Origin of the sequence: Pseudomonas sp. PDM02, assembly GCF_014852285.1 — a bacterium.
In the GTDB taxonomy this organism is placed as follows: domain Bacteria; phylum Pseudomonadota; class Gammaproteobacteria; order Pseudomonadales; family Pseudomonadaceae; genus Aquipseudomonas; species Aquipseudomonas migulae.
Genome location: NZ_JACVBL010000002.1, coordinates 179,132 through 203,281, shown reverse-complemented (window position 1 = coordinate 203,281; position 24,150 = coordinate 179,132). Strand labels below are relative to the sequence as shown.

Below are 24,150 nucleotides of genomic sequence, written 5' to 3'. Positions count from 1 at the left end.
AATCCTCAACTATCTTTGCCAAGCGTCAGAATTCTCTGATGTCAGGGACAGCAAGGAGCTGGGAAAACATGAGCACATTGAACAGTGCACAGGAAGCCGTCGATACCGTCGCCAACGAAGCCATTGTCGCTGCGTTGCAGCAAACCTTCGCGGTGGGCGGCGCCATCATCAACAACGCAACGGGCGAGGTCATCGCCGCCCTGCACAACAACGTGCTGATGCCTTTCCCTGGCGGCGGCACGACTTACTTTCTACCCCACGACCCGACCGCCCACGGCGAACGGCAACTGGTGGACTGGTACTACGAAAACGTCGCACCACTGAACCTGCCACCGCCCAATCAACTGACCGTCGTCACCACGCTCGACCCATGCGCCATGTGCGCCGGTTCGCTGCTGACCGCAGGATTCAACGTCGCCGTCAGTGCCATCGACGACTACGCGGGTATCAACTACAACAGCCAGTTCACCTTTCCATCGTTGCCGCCGCAGATCCGCCAGCAGGCGCAGAACACCTGGGGCTATTACGCGATTGCAGCACCAGTCAGCCGCGCCTATCAGGGTTCGACCAGCCCGGTGTTCGGCGGCCAGACCATCGATTCGGCGGCGTACTTCCTGTGCAGCTCGATCTTCTCCGCCAGCGTTAACACCGTGCGCGATGCCAGCAACAACAGCGGCCTGCCGCCGGATCAACTGCAAAACCCCGCCACCCTGCCGGCCAACAGCAAAGTGCGCCAGGCACTGACAGCGCTCAGCCCATTCGCACTGACCGTGCAATCGGCGAACCCACGGGATCCCGGCGCCGAACTCGCGCCTCCCCTGCTGAAAACCGCGCAGCAAAGCACGGTGTTCAACTCGGTGGCGCTAATCGACCCGTTCGGCAACCTGCTGGTGTGCCTGGGAGGCGTCGAGAACCAGTCGCCGATTCGTACAGCGTTCATGGAAACGACCCGCAGCTATGCGGTCATGCGCTGGACCCTGATGAACGACCCTGATCCGGTGGTTCGTGACCAGGCAGCGAAATACCTGACCCATCCAAAGTACGGCACCTTCGTCTTCCTCTATGCCCCCGATCCAACAACGCCCCAGGCCGTGATGACCTTCGGCGCGTACGGTTCGACCATGGAAGGCCCTGTGCCGCAGAGCTATCCGTCGAACCTGCAATACGTGTTGCTGCCGGGCAACACCACCGCGCAAGCGTTATCGACACTGGCCCAGAACCTGCCGCCGTTCTATACGCAAAGCGTGCAAGTGGCGCCTGCGCAGGTGCTGAGTCAGGACCTGATCAACGCGGTTAAAAACGGCGTGTAGTGCTTCATTGGCCAGCCCCGCAGATGCGTCTGTGGGGCTGGTCTGAAGGCTGCGTAAAAATAGTCTGAATTCAGGGGTTTACAGAAGCTATCCAATCGCTATAATCGTCGCCCTAACACGCCGGTATAGCTCAGTTGGTAGAGCAACTGACTTGTAATCAGTAGGTCCCGGGTTCGACTCCTGGTGCCGGCACCATACGCAGTATCAAGAAAGGCTCACCGCAAGGTGGGCCTTTTTTGTTTTCCCTTTTTCACAATTTCTCTCACACCAGCATCCAAATGCTGCGTGCCACTCCAAATCCGGCCACCAGCCGTTCATGAGCGCTCACGAACTGCCTTTACAAGTGATATCAAAAAGATGGCATTTTTGTATCTCGGCTAGTTATTCTCTATCCGATTTGGCGAGCGCCCCGCTCGCTGTCACAAGGACGAGTAAACGCTGATGAGCATTGCGCAACACGAACTTAAAGAGATGAATCAACTGCTGGAAAGCGGCGTTAACATCTCAGAAATCGCAATGAAGTACCCAAGTTATGAATACTGGGAAATCTACGGAAGCGTGAAGGACTTCAGTTTGCTTGGTAAGAAACGGATCATTACCAACCGCCTTAACACCCTGCGCAATAGTGCCACCAAGGCAGAGCGCTCGGACTTGATTGACGAAATCGACACACTGATTACCGAAATGTACAACCTGACTAAAAGTAATGGAAAAAAGCTGGTGGACATCAGTAAGGTTCTGAATCGCTGATCATCCGAAGACGATGACGGGTTGCCGTTGAAGCCTAGCGTGGGTGTTGAAAACGCCCCCCCAAAGATGTGGCTTTGACAGCAACCCAGGTAGCCAGAACCTTTAAGGCTACGCCACACCGTGGTGGTTCTCCCAAAGTGCGATTAGCGTCCGGCGGCTCGCACGGTCACTGCGATGTGATGGATGCCTACTTTTACCAGCGTGCCCACTGCGGCAACTCATTCCCCTTCCATCGCTGCCCTGCAGCAACCTCTCCGCTTGGCCATTTCATTGCGCCAACCTACGCCCGTCTCTTTCTTCCGGAAAGAGACGGGCGCTCCTACCGCTGCTGCAGCCCAACTCGTACAAGGCTTTGCGGCACTCCCCCTCGTGACAATCGGCGTGACAGACACCGAAGTCACCAGCAACAGCGATGCAGATGATGGTGCCGCAGACCATGGAATGGACTGCACCTGACTGACAGTCAGGCATGCCCCGGTCATCGCTTCACTGCCTTCACCTGACTCAGGATCTCGCGGTGCTGGTCTCGTCAGCCAGTGCAGCCTCCACCCGCCCACTTCTTCGGAAGTGCTCAGGAGGTCAGATCATGAGATGCCCAAGCTCCCGGTCGTAAAGAGCCGCCAGTCCCGCGTTAGTGGACAACCCTCACAGGTCGCAGGGGCCTTGATCCCTGATAACACTCAACTTCCATGGCGGGATGACGTGGGGAAGGTTTTAAAAGTTTTGCCTTCGAGAGGAGTTCGATCATGGCACTGGTGGGTAGACGGGATGGGCGGAATTTTGGCTATGGGCGGCAATTGAGCTATGCCGGGCCGCAAGCATTGCACGATCTATTTGGTGGCAGGCATTACGCCACGGTCAAGGCGCACAGTGATCGCTGGCTGGCGTTTGTACGCTGGTGTCGGCGGAGGATGGCCCAGGGTTTGACGATGCGCGGCAGATAGATCGGCAGACCTTGCTGAACTACGCCGAGCATCTGCGGCAGCAAGTTGAACAAGGTGACCTCGCCATCGCCACCGCGCAAAACCGATTGTCCAGCGTGAACCGAACCATGGCTGCGCTTCGTGGTGATCAGTATGTGAAAGTGCCGAGTCCGAGCAAGGCGCTGGGAATGCGGCGCACCAGTGTTCGTCAATCGGTGCCGCAAGGCCAAGACCGCGAACATGTGAAACGGATAGTCGACGTACTCTGCGAAAACCAAATGCCACGCGCTGCCGCCATCGTGCACGAGGCGCGAGCCGCCGGAATGCGCTTGCGCGAGGCCATTTTGGCCGACCTTCCTCGCCTGAAGCGTGAGTCCGAACAATACAGGAAGATCAACATCCAGGATGGCACCAAAGGTGGTCGCTCCGGCGCGTCGGCGCCTCGCTGGATTACAGTAGATGATCATATTCGTGACGCACTGAGGTTTGCCGAACAGGTCTCGCCCGACGGTAGCCGCAACCTGCTTGCACCGGATGAAAGCTACCTAGGTTTTCAACAGGGGATCGTCCGCTTCGCACGTGACATCCTCCATAAGCACAACCTCAAAGGCTTCCACGAATTGCGAGCAGCCTATGCGTGCGAACGCTATGAGCAAATCACCCATCATCCCGCATCCATCAACGGTGCCCATTGCTATCAACTCGACCGATGCCTCGATCAAGAGGCTCGAGCACAAATCAGCTATGAACTTGGGCACGGCCGCACCGACGTGGTGTCGGCTTACATTGGTGGTCGAGTATGAGCAAGCCATTCGATATGGAGCTTTTCCTGGCAGGTGTACTGACGGGGTCGCACTCCACTCGCCAGCGTCACCTACGCCAAGCGAAGGCTATTCAGATGGCGATTGCTAGTCGCTGGCACCGAGATAATCCATGGACCTGGCAGCAAAAACACCTCATATGGTTTCTAAATTTGCACCTAACTCAGCGCACCCAGCCGACGCGATATTACTATCTGCTAACCGTTCAGTTAGTCGCTATCCGCCTCGGTAAAACTTGGCGCTTCGAGAGGGAAGACACACGCTAAGCTGATAGCGAACATTGATTAAGATTCGGAACAATCAATACTGATTATCCTGTTTGCGTGGATGCTCACAATGGAGGCGTCCCCTCACTCAGGAGGTTTTGGCTCCGGCAGGCAATCCGCACGCACCGAGAGTGGGAAATCACCACCTTAGCTCAGCCCCTTCCAGCTCGGCCTTGGGACGCCGGCCCCTGCTATCTCAGGGTCTTGCTATCGCTTCCAAGCGTAGCTAATGTGCCATCACTAGCATTTTCCTTCGCACCCGTTTGCGCACAAAGTCACTGGGTAGAACGGATTCTGATGGCCTGCAAAGGAGAGCTTCAATGTCACCCTGATGCTCAGAAGTAATACAACTGCCAGCTCGGCTTAACTGCAGGAACAACCATAAACCGAAATCGCTTAAGAAAGGACGCTGCAATGCGAGTGACCAAGATCAAAGTTCACAACTTCAGACTTCTTAAGAATTTAACAGTCGATTTAGAAAAGAACCTGTCGCTAATAATTGGAAAAAACAACTGCGGTAAAACATCATTCCTGCTTTGCTTAGAAAAGTTCATAGGCAGTAGTTCACCAAAAAACAGCTTTACCTTTGAAGACCTAAATAGCGAAGCAAAAGACCACTTACTTAAGGTAGTGGATAACGAGCTCCCCAACAATCAAACTTTGGGCATCTCCTTACAAATATTCATTGAGTATAATGAGCATGATGACCTAGGAAATATCGGCGACAAGGTCATTATGGATCTTGATCCGGACAACAAGTTTGTAGTTTTGACTTTCGATTACAAAGTTACACCAGACGATATTCAAAGTATTGCTGCAGACTATAGAAAAGTTAAAACAAAAAAGGTTGAAGAGGGAAAAACCCCAAAAAGCCTTTTTGACTACATGAAAGAAAATCACGCTCGTTATTTTTCTATAACTAGACGAAGTGTGCGATATGACATCGCAACAAAAGATATCGATATAAATGATTTTGTTGACTTGGATGCCGAAGGGATAAAAATATCTAACCTAATAAATTTCAAATGGATCAGTGCACGCCGAAATGTATCCAACAAAGATACTGACAACTCGCTCTCAATGCTATCTGCAAAGATATACAAGAAGCTGGAAGCAACTAACCCCAACGAAAGTATCGTAGAAGAATTTAAAGACACTCTAACAGATACAGACACTCAACTAAATATAGTGTATGAAAAAATCTTCAAGGACGTTATAGATGACGTTAAGAAATTCGGCGGGGTAAGCCAGAATGATTCCGTCATCAAAATTGTGTCCTCCCTTCAGCATCGTGATTTACTGGAGGAAAACACTACCGTGATGTACGGCCTAGGGGCTGGCGAACATAACTTACCGGAAAATTACAACGGACTAGGATACCTTAACCTTATAAGCATGATATTTGAAATAAAGCTTAAACTTCATGATTTTCACAAGGACGTTAATGAAACACCTTCAGACATAAACATTTTATTCATTGAAGAACCTGAAGCGCACACCCACCCACCCACAACTTCAACGAATTTTCATAAAAAACATCAAATCTCTCCTCAGGCCGGGAATTAGAAGAGATGATGGTACTACTCGGGGCTTACAAACAATATTAAGTACCCACTCGTCCTATATCGTATCAGAAAGCGACTTTGAAGATATAAAGTATTTCAAAAAATCAGATGACTGTGTGACCTCAAAAAATTTAAAAGATCTGAAAGATTACTACGAAGACGGGCAGCACTACACTTTCCTTAAGCAATACCTAACTATACATAGATCAGAGTTGTTTTTCGCAGACAAGGCCATTTTCATCGAAGGAGACACCGAGCGCGTCTTGCTCCCTGCGATGATGATGAAGGTGGACCAAGAAGACTTTATTAAAGACCTGCGTACCGGCTCAAAGAGCTCCATACCGCTTCTATCGCAAAACATATCGATGATTGAGGTTGGTGCATACTCACATATTTTTGAAAAATTTGTTAATTTCATTGGAGTACGCTCACTCATCATTACTGATATTGATGCCGCAAATGAGCATCCAGTACTAGATGACAATGGCGTCGCAAAAACAAACGCGGACGGAACGGCAAAGACTGAGCTAAAAAAATGCAAAGTAGAACATGGGACTTCCACTACAAACGCGTCTCTAAACTTCTTTTTTAACAACAAAAGCTTAGCTTTCTATACCGGGCTCTCTTATAAAGACAAGATACTCACAAAGGACAGCAACTCTAAATGGACTCAACAAGAAGGTGGCGACCTATTTTGTGCGTATCAAACTTTGGAGAAGGATTCAACGGGTGCAGATTATCATGCAAGAAGCTTTGAGGACTCTTTCTTCCATATAAACAGAGCGTTCATAAAAGACTTAGCTTTTGATCAGCATTCAAAGTTCATAGGGAATACAAAATTTCCATCGCTTGTCCAGATTCACTTGAAGGATTTTGCTAATTCCAAGACAGACGCTTACACTTGCGCAACGAAAGCTGTGGGTAGCAAACCCTCCTTCGCGATGGAAATCCTGCTTAATAGCACAATCACTCCAACTACGGTTATTGACATTGAAAGTGGTAACGACATTACCGTCGATGTTGAATTTTCTAATTGGTCTACTCCTGCATATATCAAGGAAGCATTGACATGGCTGAAGCAAGACTAAATCTAGAACCGGAAGTACAGGAAATTTTCAAGCACATCGACAACGGGGAAAACTTTTTACTTAGCGGAGGTGCGGGAAGCGGGAAGACTTATTCGTTAGTACACGTTATTAAACAAGTCCTACGCGAGCATCCTTGTAGCAAAGTGGCATGTATGACGTATACAAATGCGGCTGTGACAGAAATCAATAGCAGGATTACCGACTCTCGTTTAAATGTCGGCACCATCCATGAATTTCTTTGGGACTTAATTCGCCCATTTAAAGTCGAGCTAATGTGGTCGTTAATAGCATCGTTGAGAAGCGATGACCCAGACTCAATAAAAAGTCCGGACGAGGATTTTGATGCTCATACTCTGCTAGGCCTAGAGGTTCAATATAAAGAATATACATTAGTCAGAGAAGCCATAATTTCCCACGATGAAATTCTGATACTGGCTCGCGCTATGTTTAAGTCCCATCCAAAACTTTGCGATATAGCGAAAGATAGATACAAATTTATATTTATCGATGAATACCAAGACACTTCCGAAGCGGTTGTCGAGATATTCTTGGAGCATTTCTTGCAGGGCGTAAAAAGAAACATCGTCGGTTTTTTTGGCGACGCCATGCAATCAATATATCCAGATGGCGTGGGCAACCTAAACAAATATATCGCTCTTAAGCGAGTCGTTGAAGTTCAAAAAACCCAAAACAGACGAAACCCTCGTTTAGTTTATGAGTTGGCAAACCGATTGAGGACTGATGGACTCGTGCAGCAAGCATCATTTGATGACACCGCTCCAAATATGCTGAATGGCAAAGTCATAGATGGCGACGTGAGGTTTATTTATAGTGAAGGAGAAGACGATAAATTAACACAAGTTAAAGAGGCCCTCGGCTGGAACTTTAACGATAGCAGAGAGAACAAAGAGCTAAACTTAACTCATAACTTAATTGCACCAAAAGCGGGCTTCCCGGAGCTAATGCTCATATATGACGGAGACAAGGTACTAGAGTATCGCGACCGCATCAAAAAATATATCAAAGCCAATAACATATCCGACGACTTCTCAACATATACATTTGGAGAAGTAATTCAGCATTTGTTGGATAATTTTCCGGTCGACGCAAAAAAAATCAATCCGACGCCTGCGATGCAAAATTTCATTGCCGAAAATCCTGAGCTTTTCATACGAGCAAAGGAGGAAAATTATGGGATTTTCCGCCGAATATACTTAACCAAAGATGCTTTAATAGATGATAAAAAAGACAACCCCGATGGATCAGCGAAAGCAGGTAGCAAAAGAGATGCCCTGATAAAGCACTTATTCAAGATACAAGATATCTTAAGCCTCTATGAGAGACAAAAATACAACGAGTTCTTGAAGCGTACCGAATTCAAAATAAGAACTATCGGCGACAAACGAAAACTTAAGCTTATTATTGATCAGCTTCGCAACATGTCCACCTCTGACATTGGGTCTGTAATCGATAAAGCGGACGAATTAGGCATCTGTAGGAAAGATGATAAATTAGCAATTTTTATTACCAAAAACAGCTATGTATACGACCGAGTTGTGAAAGTCAAATTTAGTGAATTCCAAAAACTTTACTCTTATCTTGAAGGATACACCCCGTTTTCTACCCAGCACAAAATCAAAGGCGCAGAGTTTGATAATGTTCTTGTAGTTTTAGACAATGGCAACTGGTCAAGCTATAACTTCGATTATATATTCAAAGGAGAAGGTACCGCTTCTGTAATAGAGCGTACAAAAAAGCTTTTTTATGTCTGCACCACTAGATCAAAAAAATGTTTGGCCATATATTACAAAAATCCAAATAGCACAGCTATCGCCACGGCGATAAAATGGTTTGGTAAGGATGCTGTAAAACCTATCACCTAACGCCAATTTTTCTTACTACCGGAAGTTGCTTAGCTTTTATTACCAAACGTCCCACTTTGTGGGCGAGAACTAGTAATAGTCAATCCGCGTGATCTTTTCACGAGGCTTGACGGATTAACGAGGCCCCCGTAGAAATACGAGGGCTTTTATGTTTTCGGGGGGCCTCTTACCACTTGGTACGAGGACGTTGCCGCGTGTGAAACACCCCGAGGATTTGAAGTCGATCACCACGTACTCGATAGGGAATAAGAAAGGGTCAATTGGGCACAGCCCATTTGCGCGTGTTTTTGACTCGACCTCCACGACCCATACCTGGGAACTCGAGCAATTTGTCTACGCTAGCATAAATCGCATCGGAAAAGTCGTCAGCAGCCTTGGGATATTCAAGTGCAACGTGGCCAGCGTCGTACTTCTGGTTTTGAGCAGTTTTCCCAGCCACTAACCCGCATTCCTGCTCCTGCGCCGGGCGCGCATCGCTACTACCTGATCATCGGAGGCGAATTTACCCTGATCGGCCTCTTCTACCGCCAGTTCGATCTGTGCAGTCAATGTCTTCTCGTGCTCGATGTAGTCGCGAAAAACACCCGTCGCCAAGTGGCTCACACTTTGCCCCCTAATCCTGGTCAGATCTGCGAGAGCGTTTGAAAGGTCTTCCGGCAGGTTCAGGGATATCTCGGTCATGGCAGCCTTGATAGAGAACGTTGGTTGCGCATCTTATACCGTCGTCGCCCGAGCACACCGATACAGCTCCATTAGTGGAGAGTCGTCGGAGATTTCCTCATCGCTTGATGGAAATGCTCCCCTGAAAGTCTTCTACGACGGATGTATGGCTTGTTTAGAGGTACTTGTTTAATCGCGTTTCGCGTCACTTCCTGAAAGCTACAAAACCTTGCGGCATTGCCTACAGGTACGCCAGACTCCGCCGGCTTGTGCGGGTATTGCCCGGGCTCTATCGTTGACCTGCCACTGCTCATCAGTGGTCGGGTTTAGCAGCTCGCGGTTTATCGCTTGCAAGTGCATCCATCCCACAGGTGTTTTCCATGCCTACGGTTTGATGGTGGCTGTACGTAGGGCGCCTTCGGGCGCGCCGGCTTTGCGATATTCCCCGGTCTGCTAACCTGCGTGCAGCTGCCACCCTTTGCGTTTAGCAGCGGAAGGGGTTGGCAACCAATAGGGAATAATCGCATGCGTAAAGTGACCCCTGATCCCCCGAATGCAGATAACGCATCTCCGAACGAAGGCCCCAGTACACAAAAGCCCGACGAAGCGACCAACCGCGACGACGATGATCGCCACAGCTCCTTCGCGGACATCAAAGCCACCCCGCGCACGCCTTGCACGATGTACACCGTCAACCCGGAAGTCGACGTTCAAACCCTGCTGGGTTGTGTAAGCGAGTCACTGGCATCCGCCAGTGTTATCACCATGGATGTGGCAGACCGAGAGACGGGCACTAGACCAACTCGACCCGATTGATTAGAACGCGGCACATAAAAAACAACAAACAGGAGTCGGATTTATTTTCGACTCTGCAAAACAAAGCCCTCATACGAGGGCTTTGTTGTTTCCGCCGTTTGGAAAAGCCGGCCTTAGTGACCCGCGCTCTGCCCACCATCCACATGCAGGATTTCGCCAGTAACAAAATTGGCGCTATCCAGATAAACAACCGCCTGAGCAATGTCGCTGATCTCGCCCATGTGCCCGACCGGGTGCAGAGCGCCCAGCGCTGCGTGGGTTTCTTCACCGTGCATCGGCGTCTTGATGATGCCTGGGGAGACCGCGTTGACCCGAATCCCGCGCTTGGCGTATTCAATGGCCAGGGATTTGGTTGCCGCGTTCAAGCCACCTTTGGTCAGCGAAGCCAGTACCGATGGCACGCCGTCGATAGCGTGGTCGACCAGGCTGGTGGTGATGTTGACGACGTGGCCGCTGCCTTGTTTTTCCATCTCGGTGATCGCGAGTTGGGTGATGTAGAAGAAGCCATTCAGGTTCACCGACAGCACATTGGCGTAGTCTTCAGCGGTGTACTGGGTGAACGGTTTGGCGACGAAGATACCGGCGTTGTTGACCAGGGTGTCGACGCGGCCGAAACGTGCGATGGCTTCGCGGATCACTTGTTGAGCGACTTCCGGGTTGCCGATGTCGCCGGCCACGGTGAGGATGTCCGGATCGGTGGATGGCTTGATCGAACGGGAAGTGGCGACAACTTTGTAATCCAGATCACGGAACGCTTTAACCATGCCGGCGCCGAGACCTTGGGAAGCGCCAGTAATAACGATGACTTTTTTCGAATTGCTCATGATGAACCTCTACTAATAAATGATGGTTTGAAAAGTAAGTAATCAGGCTTCGGCGGGTTCCTTCGCCATTTGTCTCAACATTTGTTCGTAGTACTCGACCGACTGCGAACCGGACACCAGGTGCCGACCGTTGAGGATCATGGCCGGTACCGAATTGATGCCGTGCTGCTGGTAAAAAGCTTCCAGCTCACGCACTTCTTTGGCGAACGCTCCGGACGCCAACACCTCTTGCGCCGCCGCTGCATCCAGCCCCGCTTCGGCTGCCAGTCGAACCAGCGTCTCGCGATCACTCGGGTTCTGGCCGTCGGTGAAGTAACCGCGTAGCAGGATCTTCTTCAGTGCAACTTGCCGTCCTTCCTGTAACGCCCACAACAGCAGACGGTGAGCATCAAAGGTGTTGTAGAAGTGGGTGCGCTTCTCCAGGTCAAACTTGAAACCGAGTGCTTCACCGCGAGCGATCTGCATCGCTTTGCCGGCGGCGACGTCTTCAGCGGTGCGCCCGTATTTGCGCATCAAGTGCTCGACGGCTTTCTCGCCTTCAGGCGGCATGTTCGGGTTCAACTCGAACGGCTTGTAGGTCAGCTCCACCGAGACTTCACCCGCCACGTTCTCGATCGCCTGCTCTAACGCCGTCGCGCCCAGTGCACACCAAGGGCACACCACGTCGGAGACGAAATCGATGGAGACCGACGCAGTCACGACTTGCTCTCCTTCTCCGCCAGTTGCTTGCGGTACTGGGTGGTAGTGATCCCGGCGTAACCCCAGTTATCGGTGTCGACTTCTTCGATCACGATGTGGGTCAGGTGCGGGTCCTTCTTGAGGACGCGTTCCAGTGTTTCAGTGATTTCAGCGATCACCTGAGCTTTCTGCTCAGAGGTAACGCCATCGCGGGTAATGCGTACGCTTACAAAAGGCATGAGGAAGATCTCCAGTGACCTGCTCATCGGGATGATGGGTAGGTGTTGGAGCTCAATGTAGGAGGTTGGGGGGTGGGGATAAAGGTGGGGGCGGGAACATCATTAGTTACGTGGTGTAATGGGTAGTGCTGCGCAGTCAGAAAAAATGCTTGGATCAAAAATCGTCAATCGGCTAATCTCTTTTTATCGAAAATTTTAGATAACGCTTAAAAAGAGGTGACGCTTCATGGCAATTCAATTCTTCGACAGCCCATTCCACGTCACGCATGACGAGGAGGTCGCCAGCAAAATGGCCTTGAAAATGGAGTTGTCGATATTCATCACTGACTGCATCAAAAAACTGGGGCTCAAACAGAGCGAGGCCGCAGCCAGGCTCGGCGTTACCCAATCACGCATTTCAGAACTGGCCACTGGCAAGATCGAGAAATTCACCATCGATGCAATGATGGACATGCTGGATAAACTGGGCTTGCGCACCACGTTTACATTGCCGTCCAACGAGGCCGGAGCCTTGCCACAAATCGTCATTTCACAAGCTCACGCTGGCTAGACGTTGAACCCCATTTTCCGAAGCTCTCTTTTCAGCTCTTTCAACCGATCTTGCGCGACGGCCATTGCGTGACGATCTGTTCTGTTCGTGGTTTTCACGAACGAATGAAGGACGAAAATGGTGTCCGCATACTTTGCAATGTAAATGCAGCGGTATGCAGGGCTACCGTTGATGATCAACTCAATGGCGCCCGCTCCAACTGAACTGATCTGCTTGATTGCCAGTTCTGGATCTGCGCTGTATTGCACGCGCATCAGGTCTTTCCCGAACTCATCCTGTACCCAGCTCGGCAAGTCTTTGTACTCACGAGTTGCAGCTTCATTTACAAAAGCAAATCTCTTCAAAAGTGGATTCCTACCTGGAACAGGCGCTGCTTTCCGAACGTCTCAGTAGACGATTGATGGGCGCTGTTTAGTAGTTATCGCTGGCTGTTTCCGCAGTAGGACTCAGCCTCTTTTGAAGTAGTCCGCCTTGTTACGTGGCGCAATTTTTCACTTTTTGCGACACGTCTTGGGAATCGCTTTTTGTAGGAGCCAGCTTGCTGGCGATGGCGATTTTGAAGACGCCATCGCCGGCAAGCCGGCTCCTACACGTTCGGGGGGTTTAATCGACGATTACGGTTTCGACGGTGATTTGCTTGAGGGCGTGAAACGGTGCGAGAGCAGCTTCATCGGCGGTAGCCCCGGTAATCAACCGCCACTCCCGCTCAATCGGCGTCCAGTGCTGTTGCCGCGCACGGCCGAGTTTGTCGGTGTCGGCGAGCACCACAATCTGCGCCGCCCGTTTGATGATGCATTCCTTGAGATACGCTTGCTGCGCGCTCGCTTCGCACAAGCCAAATTCCGCGACCACGCCATCCGCGCCGAGGAAGGCTTTGTCGACGCTCAACCGGCTCAAGGTCAACTCCGCCAACGGCCCCAACGTGCTCATGCTCGAACCGCGCAAGTCGCCGCCGATCAGGGTCAGGCGAATGCCCGGCGCATTGGCCAGGGTCATCACTGCCAGCAGGTTGTTGGTGACCACGTGCACGTCTTGTCGCGAGCACAGGTGATGGGCCAGCGCGGCGCAGGTGGTGCCGCCGTCGAGCAGGACGGTGTCGCCGTCCTGGACATGCGCCGCCGCCGCTTGGGCGATGGCGTCTTTCTGTTCCCACTGGCTGGTTTTGCGTTCTTCGAGGGAGGCTTCCGGTTCATGCACGCCGACCACGGCGGTGGCGCCGCCATAGGTGCGCACCAGGTGCCGTTGTTTGGCGAGCATGGTCAGGTCGCGTCGCACCGTGGCTTCCGAAACCCCGAGGGCCGCGCTCAATTGCTCGACGTTGGCATCGCCGATGCGTACGAGGTCGAGGATGGCGCGGTGGCGTTCGGAGGCTTTCATGGCGGGTCTCGCACGGTGGACGGTGGTCGATCTTACACGACAGCGCCCCTGCGGCTCATCCCCGTCGCGTGGCCAGTTCCGCGCCCTGGCGCAGCGCTTCGAGCAGGCTGCGCTCATCGGCGATGCCTTTGCCGGCGATGTCGAACGCGGTGCCGTGATCGACCGAGGTGCGGATCACGTCGAGGCCGACGGTGACGTTCACGCCCGCTTCCAGGCCGAGTACTTTGACCGGGCCGTGGCCCTGGTCGTGATACATCGCGACCACCAGATCGAAGTCGCCGCGTCCGGCGCGGAAGAACAGGGTGTCGGCCGGCAGCGGGCCGGTGACATCGAGGCCGCGTTCCTGCAACAGCTTCACCGCAGGGATGATTTTTTCTTCTTCTTCGCCATAACCGAACAGGCCGTTTTCACCGGCATGCGGATTGATCCCGCACACGCCGATGCGCGGGCGGGCGATGCCGGCCTTGATCAGCGTCGCGTTGCCGCGCTCGATGGTGCGCTGGACCAGGCCCGGCTCGATCTTGCGGATCGCATCGATGATGCCGATGTGCGTCGTGACGTGAATCACCCGCAGCTGCGGTGCCACCAGCATCATGGAAACTTCATCGACGTTGGTCAGGTGCGCGAGCATTTCGGTGTGGCCGGGGTATTTGTGGCCGCCGGCGTGCAGCGCTTCCTTGTTCAGCGGCGCGGTGCAGATCGCGTCAATCTGGTTGGCCTGCGCCAGCTCCACGGCACGAGCGATGTATTGGTAAGCGGCGTCACCAGCAATGGGCGAGAGTTCGCCGAATGGCAGGTCGTCGGGGATCAGGTCGAGGTCGATGCAGTCGATCACGCCGGTCTCGTAGCGTGCCTCGGAAGCGTCCTTGATGCGGCGAATTTTGGCGCTGCCGCCGACGATCACATTGGCTTGTTCGAGACGACGCGCATCGCCAATCACCAGCGGTCGGCATTGTTGATAGACGATGTCGTGAGTCAGGCTCTTGACCACGATTTCCGGACCGACACCCGAGGCGTCGCCCATGGTGATGCCAATGATAGGGAGGTAATTGCTCATAGTGTTCATTCGAGTCCTTGGATTCGTGTGCGTTGGGGCGAGGAGCGATCGACGCTGTCGCTCAGGTGTTGCCATGCCGCATACAAAGCGTGATCGGTGCCGAACGCGCCGGCCTTGGTCACGATGCCGGGACGATGGCCTTGCCGGGAAACAGTCGGGCGGGCGAAGGCAACGCCGGCCTCGATTTCGGTGATGAGTTGCAGGCTGTCGATGCCGACAGTGGTCAATATGGCCCGGGCCGTCTCGCCGCCGGTGGCGATCAGGCCGCCGACCTTGGCGAAGTGCGGTTCGACCAGCACGGCCAACATGCTTGAAAGTTGTGCGCCCTCTTGCGGATCGAACGCATCATCGCGACCGATGCGCAGCAGCAGGTCGCTCCAGCCATCGAGTTGCTCGCCAATGCGCGCCTGCCAGGTTGCCCAATCTTCATGGGCGACGCCCTGGCGAAGGACCTCAGGCGGGACGACCAATTCGCTGACACCGCCGCGCTCCTTGAGCAGCGCGCATTGCCGCTCGCAGACACCGGACAGGCTGCCGACGAGGATCAGAATCGGCGCCTGGTTTTTTTCCTGCGCGGTCGGTTCGATGGCCGTGAACCGTGTTTCTGAGAAATCCGGAAGGCTGGCGATTTCCCGCGCCAGGCCTCCCGAACCGATCCAGAACAGCGGCTGATCCATCGACGCAGTCAGGCGAGCGAGGGTCAGCAGATCGTCTTCGATTTGTGCATCGACGATCAGGGCCTGCGTGCCGCTGCGGGCGACTTCGGTGATGTGCTGCGCGAGCGCATTTTCGTTGCCGCGCAAAGTGTCGAGGTCCAGCTTCGCGGTACTCAGGCCGGCGGCGATGAGCATCGCTTCTACGTCAGCTGGGCGATCAGCGTTTTCGAGCTTCCAGGTATCGGTGGTTTCCAGCGGTTGACCGTTCACGAAGACCCGACCGCCGCGCAACGTGCGCCCCGTAGCAGGGAATGCCGGGGCAACGATCGCCAGGCCGGCCAAGGGTTGCAGGGCAGCAACTTCCGCTGCCCAGTTACCGCGCAAGGTCGAATCGATTTTCTTGTACAACCGCTGCCCAGGCTGATGCAGCGCCTTGAACGCAGCGACGGTGCGCTCGGCAGCCTGCGCCGCAGAGAGGCGGCGAGTGTCCGTATCAGCAGCGATCACCTGAGCATCGGCCTTGTCATTCAGAGGATCGAGCGTGACGACGGTTTGCAGCCCGACACTCGCAAAACCAATGGCGCAATCCGCCGCGCCGGACAGATCATCGGCGATGATCAGAATCCTCATCGCAACGCCTCCTGCTTTTGAGGTTCGATCTCCTGCTCAGAGACGACGACAGGGTTGCGCTTTTGTACGCGCTTGGCGACGGCTGCAGTGAGTATCGGCGCGAGGATCGCGGTGACCACCACGCAGGCGGCTACCAATATGGTCGCGCTCTTGGCCGCTTCGGCGTAAACCGGATTGGCCGCCGCGATCAGCGCAGGAACGGCTGCGGCGTTCCCGGCGGTGGTAGCCGCAGCGACACCGGCGACGCCCGTGCCACCGGTCAAACGATCAGCGAAAAACAGCGGAATACCGGTCAACACGACCACCGCAACACCCATGCCGAGACCGAGCAAGCCAGCCTGCCAGACGTTGTGCAGATCCAGACTTGCGCCCAGTGCCAAAGCGAAAAACGGGATCATCACCGGAACGGCCTTGGCCAGGAAGTCGCGCATGTCGCGGTCGAGATTGCCCAGCAACATGCCCAGCGCCAGCGGCAGGATGCTGCCCACCAGCGTCGGCCACGGGAACGCCGACAGGCCGGCGATGCCGAGGGTGACCATGGTCAGGAACGGGCCTGACTCCAGGGACATGACCGAGTAGGCACCGACATCTTCGGAGCGACCGTACTGCCCCATCAGCGCCATGTACAAACCGCCGTTGGTGTCGTTCATCGCGGCGACCACCGCCAGCGTCGAGATGCCGGCGAACAGACCTGACGAAATCGGCTGCTCACCCAGGAAATGCCCGAGCACGATACCGATGAGCACGGCGATGCCGACTTTGGTAATCAGCAGCGTGCCGCCCTTCTTGAGCAGGTAAGGCGTGGCCTTGATGTTGATGCTCGCGCCCATGCACACATAGAACACCGCGAGGATAGGCAACGCTCCGGTGAACAGCGCGTTGGTGAAGGAGCCGAAAAACTTGGGCGTATCAGGCATGAAGGTGGCGACCAGCGAACCGATCAGCAGGGGCACGATCATCATGCCGCCCGGAATGCGTTCTATGGTGCGCTTGATAGGAAATTGGGCCACGAGGGTCTCCTTTTATAATTGTGGGGTAAGACGTGTTTCACCTCGAAACTGACTGAACCGATCACAAGAGTGATTGATTCAGTCAAAATAATCTTATGCCACCCTTACAAATTGCGCAAATCAATCATTGCGAATGCTCGTTTTGATCATTTTGCGTCGATAGTCGTTGAGCACCTGATGCGCTTGCCGCGACCTAGAGCCTCGTGCCGCCCACAAAAAAGCCCCGAACCAGTCGGGGCTTCTTCGTTCTCAGCCTCTAATCAGGCCTCGATACGGCAACCGATCATCAGAAAATGTTGATCGGGTAGTCGACGAACACACGTACTTCGTTGCCGCTGACGTTGTACTCACTCGACTTCTGCGAAACACGCAGGATCGAGCTGCGCAGTTTCACGCTCAGGTCTTTGGCCGGGCCGCTTTGCACGACGTATTTGAACTGGTTGAAGATTTCGCGCTCGGTACCGCCTTCGCTGGTGGAGGTGGTGATGTTGTCGCCGCGCACGTAAGCCACGTTGTAGCTCAGGCCCGGAACGCCGAACGTGCTGAAGTCCAGACCGTAGCCGACCTGCCAGCTGCGTTCGTCTTCAGCGTTGAAGTCGGACCAGTAGGAGTTCGCCAGGTAGATGGTGTTGCCACCGTCACCGACGCGACCTTGATCCTTCTGATAGCCGCCGTAGGCGTAGCCCAGGTTGCTGTCGCCGGTGCTGCGCTGGTGAGCGACGGTGAACGAGTGCGGGCCGGTGGCGAAGGTGGCTGCCAGGCTCCAGATCTTGTTGTCGTCGCCGGTGGCACCGCTTTCGCGGACGTAAGAATCGTCCAGCTTGGTGCGGTAGCCGTTGAAGTCGAGGGTCAGGGACTGATCCTTGTCGATCGGGAACACGTAGTTGGCGTTCACGTATTGCTTCTTCAACACGTCTTCAACGTCGGACGCGTACACCGCCGCCTTGAACTGTTCGGTGAACTGGTAGCTACCGCCCAATACGTTGATCGACTTCAGGCCACCGCTGTCACGGCCTTCCGCGCTTTTGCGCGATTCGGCGGTGAAGCGCCCGGCGTTCAGTTCCAGGCCTTTGATCTCCTTGGAGGTGATCAGCGTGCCGGTGTAGCTTTCCGGCAGCAGGCGCACGTTGTCGTAGCTCAACACCGGCAAGGCCGGCATCTGGTCACCGTAAGTCAGCGTGGTGCTGGAGAGACGGAACTTGACCGCTGCGCCGCCCTTCGACAGGTCGTCAGCCGCGTTGCCGCTGTCGCCTTTCTTGAAGAAGTCGATGCCTTGCGCGCCGGTGCGACCCTTGCCGCCGTCCAGACGCAGTGCGTACAGACCGAACGCGTCCACACCCACACCGACGGTGCCTTGGGTGAAACCGGACGAGAACGTGCCGATGGCCGCTTGGCCCCACTCGGCTTTGTCCGCACGACCGTCTTTGTAGTCACGATTGATGTAGGCGTTGCGCAGCAGCACTTTTAGGCTGCTGTCTTCAACAAAACCCTTGGATTCGGCCTGGTCGTTAGCCATGGCCTGTGTCGCGCTCAACATCCCCAGAGCGATCAGGCTGATTCGCTTATTCAACATTTTGTTCTTTTCCTTATTTCGGGTTGATACGCGCTGTGTCGAACGGCTGAAACGGCGCTATCGCACTCTTTTTTCACCCGAAAACAAAAAGGCCCGCCCACGATAAATCGCGGAGCGGGCCTTTTTATTTTTTTGAGTCATGGCGGTTAGCCACAGGCGTTGGGGCGAATCCTATCCGCGCCCTTAACCATGTGTCAATTTCATGAATCGTCTGTGATTAGGTGAAAATCGTCTAAGAAATTACTTGTCCACGATTGCCAGCTGCACGGTGTGGCTGTCGACGAATTGTTCGAAATGGGTAACTTTGCCATTGGCGATGGTCCACAAATGGGCGACGCGAGCATTCATCGAGCGGCCGGTGGCTTTGTAGACTCCGCTGTAATTGCCGTAGGCAAACACCTTGTCTCCCTGTGCGACGTAGTCCTCGATCTTCAGCTGAAAACCTTCCCATTCGGTGGCCAGACGCTTGAAGACATTCTCGACGATGGCGTCAAAACCAACGTAGGTGCCGGCGTAGGGAAAGCCTGCGGCTTCGGTCCAGCGAGCGTCATCGGCCAGGGCTGCGGCGGTGTTGCGCGCATTTTCCTGGGAGTTGGCGCCTTCGTAGGTGCTTTTGATCAGGCTCAGGTTATCCATGAGAGGCTCCGGGAGAATTCAGTGGGCACAGCCGGTGAGGCCACAGGCCTGAAACTCGGATGTCGCGGCGTCTGCGGGAAGCGATTGACTCAGCCATGCCACGACGGCTTGCGGCTTGCCGAGCCACGGGCTGATGTCGATCAACGTGAACTGGCCATCCTGCTCCAGGGCGAAGGTCGGGAAACCATGGCCGCCGACGTTGGCCAACAAGGCGCGGCTGGCTTTGATGTGGCCATCGGTGTCGGCGTTTTCAAACGCTGACAAGAAGGCTTCGGCTTCCAGGCCGATGTCGTTGGCGAGCTCGATCAACACGGCTTCATTGGCGATACGCCGCCCTTCCACGTAATGCGCGCTCTGCAAACGGCCCAACAACTCCAGCCCACGGCCAGCGATCTGCTGAGCCGCGAGCACGGCGGCAATCGGCGGAGCGGAATCGAACACCGCCGTTTCATCGCGCAGCAACCCTTCGAAATACGCTTCGCCGAATGGCTGACCGGTGTACTCGGCGATGCGCCGGTCGTGGGGCATCACGTAGTCACGCAAACGTGGCGAGACCCTCTGGCGGTTGGCGCCGGTCATCATGCCGCCGCCATGGGCAATCACCGGCAGAACGGCCTGAGCGGCTTGCACCAGTGGTTTTGCGCCGTAGCACCAGCCGCACAACGGGTCGTAAATGTAGTGAAGGATCATGGGAAGGCTCCGGCAAAAAGGTAGGGAAAATCGATGCCGGCAGGTTAGCCCTGCGACAGTTTCTGAAAAACGCCGGAATGGCTTTCAGTCTGTTTCATGAATCGGTCGAATGCTGAAAATCCTTTCTGTAACAAATACGACACAAATTGAAACAATCAAACAAAGGAACTTCTCAGGAATAATTCACGAAAGTAAATAGCAAGCATTACCATTCGCACCCTTCACGATACTACCCAAAATCCTACGGATGCGTCCTTAATGCCTGCCCCTTTTCGTCTTACGCCCTTCAGTCTTGGGCTCTCTGCCTTGCTATCTGCCGGTTTTACCTACGCCGCGCCTACAACCCTGCCGGCTACTTCGATCAGCGCCGAAGCAGAGGCTGACGATCCACGTGTGAAAGAAACCAGCACAGCGACCCGCACGGCCACGCCGGTACGCTACGTGCCACAAGCCATCGACTCGATAAAAACCTCGAACGTCGTCGATTACGGGACCAACGATCTGGGCACGGCGCTGAGCGGAATGCCCAACGTCAGCAGCGGCGCCGACACCCGCTTCGACAGCTTGCGCATTCGCGGTTTCGACGCCAGCAACGACTTTTACCTGGACGGTATTCGGGACGACAGCCAGTACGTGCGCGACCTGCACAACATCGAGCGCATCGAAGTCCTCAAGGGGCCGGCGGCGGTGTTGTACGGCCGTGGCAGCCAGGGCGGGATCGTCAACCGGGTCAGCAAGTTGCCGGAATTCGGCCGCCGTTCGACCATCGAAGCCCAAGGTGGCAGCAACGATCTGCGCAGCCTTTACGCGGACCTGAGCACTGACCCCAGCGAGAACATCAGCCTGCGTCTGAACATGGGCAACATGGATCAGAACAGTTTCCGCGATGGCGTCAGCGGCAATCGCCAGTTGTTCGCGCCGTCGATGAGCTGGCAACTGACACCCGACCTGAACTGGTTGGTGCAGTACGAATACAGCCGCTACAACCGTACGCCGGATCGCGGAATCCCCGGTGTCAACGGACGCCCGGCCGATGTCGGACGGGATACGACCTACGGCAGCGATAACGATTTCATCGATGACAAGTCGCAATCCCTGCGCTCAAAACTCAGCTATGACATCAACGAGAACTGGCAACTGCGTCAGACCTTGGGTGTGTTCAAGCTCAACAGCGATTTCGACAACACCTACCTGATCGGCTACACCCCGGCGACCAATTCGGTCACGCGCCAGCACTGGCAGCAGGACCTGAATACGCGCAACGTGTTTAACAACGTTGAGCTGGAGGGTGGTTTCGATACCTTTGGCCTTGAGCATCGATTGCTGACCGGCATCGAAATCGGCAGCCAGCGCCGCGACCCGATCCTGTACACCGCCGCCACGACCGGCCCCGGCAGTCGGCCCGTACCGGCGCTGAACCTGAACAACCCTAATCGCAATTTGCGTCACACCGGACGCATGCAGGTGTCCAGCGACAACCACACCGAAGTCGAAAGCCGTGCGGTGTACGTGCAGGACCAACTGCGCCTGAACGATGAATGGCAACTGTTGGGCGGTCTGCGTTACGACACCTTCGACATCGAATCGACCAACAACCTGCGGGACATTTCCGAGGACCGCGACAGCCACAGCACCAGCCCACGTGTAGGACTGGTCTGGACGCCACTGCAGAATCACTCCTTCTATGCGTCATGGACCAAGACCTTTTCCCCGGTGGGCGGTGGCTTGATCGGCATCACGCCTGGCGCTGCCGGCAACACCAACGACCTGAGTCCCGAGCTGACCAAGCAGAAGGAAATCGGCGTGAAGAGCGACTGGCTCGACGATCGCCTGAGCACCACGCTGGCGGTCTACGAACTGGAGCTTTACAACCGTCGCACCAGCGATCCGCTCAACCCGACCATTACCTTGCTTACCGGTAAACAACGTTCCCGCGGGATCGAGCTGACCGGCACCGGCAAGATTGTCGGCAACTGGTACGTGCGCGGTGGCGTGGGCGTTCAGGACGCGACGGTCGAGAAGGACAACAACGGCTTTGAAGGCAAGCGCATCAGCAACGTGGCCAAGCACAACGGCAGCCTGTTCCTGACCTGGAAACCGGAAATGGGCTGGTACGCCGAAACCGGTTTGACCCTGGTGGGCCAGCGTTACGCCGACAACCTCAACACCACCGTGCTACCGGGTTATGGCCGTTGGGATGCGTTGGCCGGGTTCCGTCAGAAGGATTGGGATTTGCGTGCGGCGCTGAACAACATCAGCGACAAAACCTATTACTCGTCGGCCACCAGCGCGGCGCAGATTCAGCCGGGTGAACCGCGCAGCGTGGTGGTGACCGGGACTTACAGCTTCTAAACACCCCGGACTCCGACATCACGCCGCCCCGTGTAGGAGCCGGCTTGTTGCGGGCGGCGTTCCGACGATAGCGGTGTAACAGTCAACGTATTTGCTGGCCGGACGACCGCTATCGCCAGCAAGCCGGCTCCTACACGGGGTTATGCGTAATGCCCACAAAACCATCACCCATAAAAAAGCGCCGCCCTCCCGGCAGCGCTTTTATCAATCCGTTGTTTTTCTTCTTATCCTTCCATCACATCCCACAACGCTTCCAGTTCCGCTTCGCTGAATAAACCAGCGGGGTAACGCTCGATCATCATCCGGCGCGGATCAGGTTCCCTGATCTGACGCGTTCCATTGGACTTCAACCAGTGCGCCAGAATCTGGAGCGAATCGCTGTTCTTTACTGCCAGGGGATGCAATGCCCGCTCGCTCACCACATTCATTTCGGCGTTCATTTCCGCGCTCTCTCCTGGTTTGTGAGCGGCTAACTTATCCAAGGTTTATGACAGAACATCGAAGTCCTCCCCCTCCCTGTCTACACCTGGTGAGATACAAGAGCTGTGCCAATGTGTCTGGATGGTCGACGAGCGGATACAAAAAAAGCCCGCAGTCCTGACGGGCTGCGGGCTTTCTGCGAGGCGTACGGGGAAAACGTTTGCCTGAGCGATTTAGCAATCAACTCAAGCTGTTACAACCCCACTCACTCCTTGTGCGGCGCGGGCTGTTGTTGGGTAAGGCAGTGGATGTTACCGCCTCCCAGTAACAGTTCGCGGCCAGGCACCATCACCACTTCGTGTTGCGGGAACAGGCTCTGCAAAATCTCTTTGGCCGGACCATCCAGCGGGTCGTCGAAACTTGGCGCGATGATGCCGCCGTTGACGATGAGAAAGTTCACGTAGGAACCGGCCAGACGCACGGTCGGATTGCGCTCCTGAGTTCCGTCCACCGGGTCGACACCGGCGCACTCTTCTTCGGTCGCATACAGCGGCCCCGGAATCGGCATCTTGTGCACCTTGAATGGGCGACCCTTGGCGTCGGTGCTGCTTTCCAGCACTTTCATCGCCGCCTGGCAGCGCGGGTAATTCGGGTCTTGCGGGTCGTCGGTCCAGGCCAGCAATACTTCGCCCGGACGCACGTAGCAGCAGAAGTTATCCACATGGCCGTCGGTTTCGTCGTTGAACAAACCGTCCGGCAGCCAGATGATTTTATCCACAGCCAGATTCGCGCTGAGCATCGCTTCAATTTCCGCACGGTTCATGTGCGGGTTGCGATTGCGGTTGAGCAGGCATTCTTCAGTGGTGATCAGCGTGCCTTCGCCATCCACGTGAATCGAACCGCCCTCGAGCACAAAACCCTCGGTGCGATAACGCGGGCTGCGCTCGATCTCGAGGATCTTGCCGCCGACCTGCGAGTCGCGGTTCCACGGCGAATACAACCCGCCGTCAAAACCGCCCCACGAATTGAAATCCCAGTTCACGCCGCGGACTTCACCGCTGTTATTGATGACGAATGTCGGGCCGGTGTCGCGGACCCAGGCATCGTCGCTGGACATCTCGACCACACGAATATTCGGCACGTCGAGACGCGCCCGGGCGTTTTCGTATTGGCCGGCGGACACCGCCACGGTCACCGGTTCGAAACGCGCGATGGCCTTGGCCACCGCCACGTGTGCGGCTTGCGCCGGTTTGCCGCCCAGGCGCCAGTTGTCTGGACGCTCGGGCCAGATCATCCAGGTTTGGGTTTGCGCCGCCCACTCGGCGGGCATGTAGAAGCCGTCGGCGCGCGGGGTGCTGTTTAAAGTGGTCATGCGG

At 54.9% G+C, this 24,150-nt stretch carries 23 protein-coding genes, 1 tRNA gene and 2 pseudogenes; 11 read left to right on the top strand and 15 right to left on the bottom strand.

The genetic code is table 11. The features are described 5' to 3' along the window. Positions 1-68: 68 nt before the first annotated feature. The 8 genes and pseudogenes from IB245_RS04455 (at position 69) to IB245_RS04430 (ending at position 8,606) form a co-directional block, all read left to right on the top strand. Entirely contained in the window at positions 69-1,310 is a 1,242-nt protein-coding gene (locus IB245_RS04455; RefSeq protein WP_192226802.1) for a nucleoside deaminase, read from the top strand. Positions 1,311-1,429: 119 nt separating this feature from the next. Next, a tRNA-Thr gene (locus IB245_RS04450) sits at positions 1,430-1,505 on the top strand. Between the two features lie 246 nt (positions 1,506-1,751). Further along, positions 1,752-2,060: a hypothetical protein gene (locus tag IB245_RS04445; RefSeq protein ID WP_145314196.1), complete on the top strand. Its 309-nt coding sequence runs from the start codon at positions 1,752-1,754 to the stop codon at positions 2,058-2,060. Positions 2,061-2,806: 746 nt separating this feature from the next. Then, positions 2,807-3,786: pseudogene (locus IB245_RS04440) on the top strand (integrase domain-containing protein). Beyond that, entirely contained in the window at positions 3,783-4,070 is a 288-nt protein-coding gene (locus IB245_RS29030) for a hypothetical protein (RefSeq protein WP_225609794.1), read from the top strand. Before IB245_RS04440 ends, IB245_RS29030 begins: the two are co-directional and overlap by 4 nt. 420 nt (positions 4,071-4,490) lie before the next feature. Next, positions 4,491-5,636 carry an ATP-binding protein gene (locus tag IB245_RS29025; RefSeq protein WP_318652954.1) on the top strand — a complete coding sequence of 382 codons (1,146 nt, stop codon included), beginning with the start codon at positions 4,491-4,493 and terminating at the stop codon, positions 5,634-5,636. Positions 5,637-5,751: 115 nt separating this feature from the next. Then, complete coding sequence (locus tag IB245_RS29020; protein ID WP_225609792.1) at positions 5,752-6,723, top strand: ATP-dependent endonuclease; 972 nt, start codon at positions 5,752-5,754, stop codon at positions 6,721-6,723. Beyond that, the gene (locus tag IB245_RS04430; RefSeq protein WP_192226800.1) at positions 6,705-8,606 is read left to right on the top strand and encodes a UvrD-helicase domain-containing protein; all 1,902 of its coding nucleotides are present in this window, start codon (positions 6,705-6,707) and stop codon (positions 8,604-8,606) included. The genes IB245_RS29020 and IB245_RS04430 overlap by 19 nt, the downstream gene beginning before the upstream one ends. A 166-nt stretch (positions 8,607-8,772) precedes the next feature. Here IB245_RS04430 and IB245_RS29015 read toward each other — a convergent pair. Together IB245_RS29015 and IB245_RS04425 are read right to left on the bottom strand one after the other, a co-directional pair. Further along, positions 8,773-9,045 (bottom strand): annotated as a pseudogene (locus IB245_RS29015) (type II toxin-antitoxin system RelE/ParE family toxin). Next, entirely contained in the window at positions 9,045-9,287 is a 243-nt protein-coding gene (locus tag IB245_RS04425) for a CopG family transcriptional regulator (RefSeq protein WP_192226798.1), read from the bottom strand. Before IB245_RS04425 ends, IB245_RS29015 begins: the two are co-directional and overlap by 1 nt. Positions 9,288-9,791: 504 nt before the next feature. On the opposite strand from IB245_RS04425, the gene IB245_RS04420 reads away from it, so the two are divergent. Further along, positions 9,792-10,082 (top strand): hypothetical protein, encoded by a 291-nt coding sequence (locus tag IB245_RS04420; protein WP_225609791.1) that lies wholly within the window; start codon positions 9,792-9,794, stop codon positions 10,080-10,082. Positions 10,083-10,195: 113 nt separating this feature from the next. On the opposite strand, the gene IB245_RS04415 is transcribed toward IB245_RS04420, so the two are convergent. Genes IB245_RS04415 through IB245_RS04405 form a run of 3 tightly spaced genes read right to left on the bottom strand, consistent with a single transcriptional unit; the run spans position 10,196 to position 11,823 of the window. Next, the gene (locus IB245_RS04415; RefSeq protein WP_008024998.1) at positions 10,196-10,906 is read right to left on the bottom strand and encodes an SDR family NAD(P)-dependent oxidoreductase; all 711 of its coding nucleotides are present in this window, start codon (positions 10,904-10,906) and stop codon (positions 10,196-10,198) included. 42 nt (positions 10,907-10,948) lie between these two features. Next, positions 10,949-11,605: a DsbA family oxidoreductase gene (locus tag IB245_RS04410; RefSeq protein ID WP_192226796.1), complete on the bottom strand. Its 657-nt coding sequence runs from the start codon at positions 11,603-11,605 to the stop codon at positions 10,949-10,951. Then, the gene (locus IB245_RS04405; RefSeq protein ID WP_192226794.1) at positions 11,602-11,823 is read right to left on the bottom strand and encodes a tautomerase family protein; all 222 of its coding nucleotides are present in this window, start codon (positions 11,821-11,823) and stop codon (positions 11,602-11,604) included. The genes IB245_RS04410 and IB245_RS04405 overlap by 4 nt, the downstream gene beginning before the upstream one ends. 226 nt (positions 11,824-12,049) lie before the next feature. Here IB245_RS04405 and IB245_RS04400 point away from each other — a divergent pair, with 226 nt between their 5' ends. Then, positions 12,050-12,373, top strand: coding sequence for a helix-turn-helix domain-containing protein (locus IB245_RS04400; protein WP_192226792.1), 324 nt, complete (start codon positions 12,050-12,052; stop codon positions 12,371-12,373). Here the strand turns inward: IB245_RS04400 and IB245_RS04395 are convergent. The 8 genes from IB245_RS04395 to IB245_RS04360 form a co-directional block, all read right to left on the bottom strand. Continuing rightward, positions 12,370-12,717: a type II toxin-antitoxin system RelE/ParE family toxin gene (locus IB245_RS04395; protein ID WP_192226790.1), complete on the bottom strand. Its 348-nt coding sequence runs from the start codon at positions 12,715-12,717 to the stop codon at positions 12,370-12,372. The genes IB245_RS04400 and IB245_RS04395 overlap by 4 nt on opposite strands. A 259-nt stretch (positions 12,718-12,976) precedes the next feature. Beyond that, positions 12,977-13,750, bottom strand: a complete 774-nt coding sequence (locus tag IB245_RS04390; RefSeq protein WP_192226787.1) for a DeoR/GlpR family DNA-binding transcription regulator — start codon at positions 13,748-13,750, stop codon at positions 12,977-12,979. Between the two features lie 55 nt (positions 13,751-13,805). Next, positions 13,806-14,807, bottom strand: coding sequence for a 4-hydroxythreonine-4-phosphate dehydrogenase PdxA (pdxA, locus tag IB245_RS04385; RefSeq protein ID WP_192227011.1), 1,002 nt, complete (start codon positions 14,805-14,807; stop codon positions 13,806-13,808). Positions 14,808-14,812: 5 nt separating this feature from the next. Beyond that, positions 14,813-16,093, bottom strand: a complete 1,281-nt coding sequence (locus IB245_RS04380) for a four-carbon acid sugar kinase family protein (protein WP_192226785.1) — start codon at positions 16,091-16,093, stop codon at positions 14,813-14,815. Further along, a complete protein-coding gene (locus IB245_RS04375) occupies positions 16,090-17,103 on the bottom strand; it encodes a 2-keto-3-deoxygluconate permease (protein WP_192226783.1) in 1,014 nt (337 codons plus the stop codon). The genes IB245_RS04380 and IB245_RS04375 overlap by 4 nt, the downstream gene beginning before the upstream one ends. 286 nt (positions 17,104-17,389) lie before the next feature. Beyond that, positions 17,390-18,676 (bottom strand): OprD family porin, encoded by a 1,287-nt coding sequence (locus IB245_RS04370; protein ID WP_192226780.1) that lies wholly within the window; start codon positions 18,674-18,676, stop codon positions 17,390-17,392. Between the two features lie 240 nt (positions 18,677-18,916). Further along, positions 18,917-19,312 carry a nuclear transport factor 2 family protein gene (locus IB245_RS04365; RefSeq protein WP_192226778.1) on the bottom strand — a complete coding sequence of 132 codons (396 nt, stop codon included), beginning with the start codon at positions 19,310-19,312 and terminating at the stop codon, positions 18,917-18,919. A gap of 18 nt (positions 19,313-19,330) precedes the next feature. Then, on the bottom strand, positions 19,331-20,002 hold the full coding sequence (locus IB245_RS04360; RefSeq protein WP_192226776.1) for a DsbA family protein: 672 nt from the start codon (positions 20,000-20,002) through the stop codon (positions 19,331-19,333). 258 nt (positions 20,003-20,260) lie between these two features. Between IB245_RS04360 and IB245_RS04355 the strand changes: the two genes are divergently transcribed. Beyond that, positions 20,261-22,354, top strand: coding sequence for a TonB-dependent receptor (locus IB245_RS04355; RefSeq protein WP_192226773.1), 2,094 nt, complete (start codon positions 20,261-20,263; stop codon positions 22,352-22,354). A gap of 224 nt (positions 22,355-22,578) precedes the next feature. On the opposite strand, the gene IB245_RS04350 is transcribed toward IB245_RS04355, so the two are convergent. After that, positions 22,579-22,794, bottom strand: a complete 216-nt coding sequence (locus IB245_RS04350) for a hypothetical protein (RefSeq protein ID WP_008040104.1) — start codon at positions 22,792-22,794, stop codon at positions 22,579-22,581. Positions 22,795-23,039: 245 nt separating this feature from the next. Then, the gene (aguA, locus tag IB245_RS04345) at positions 23,040-24,146 is read right to left on the bottom strand and encodes an agmatine deiminase (protein ID WP_192226771.1); all 1,107 of its coding nucleotides are present in this window, start codon (positions 24,144-24,146) and stop codon (positions 23,040-23,042) included. Between the last annotated feature and the right edge of the window lie 4 nt (positions 24,147-24,150).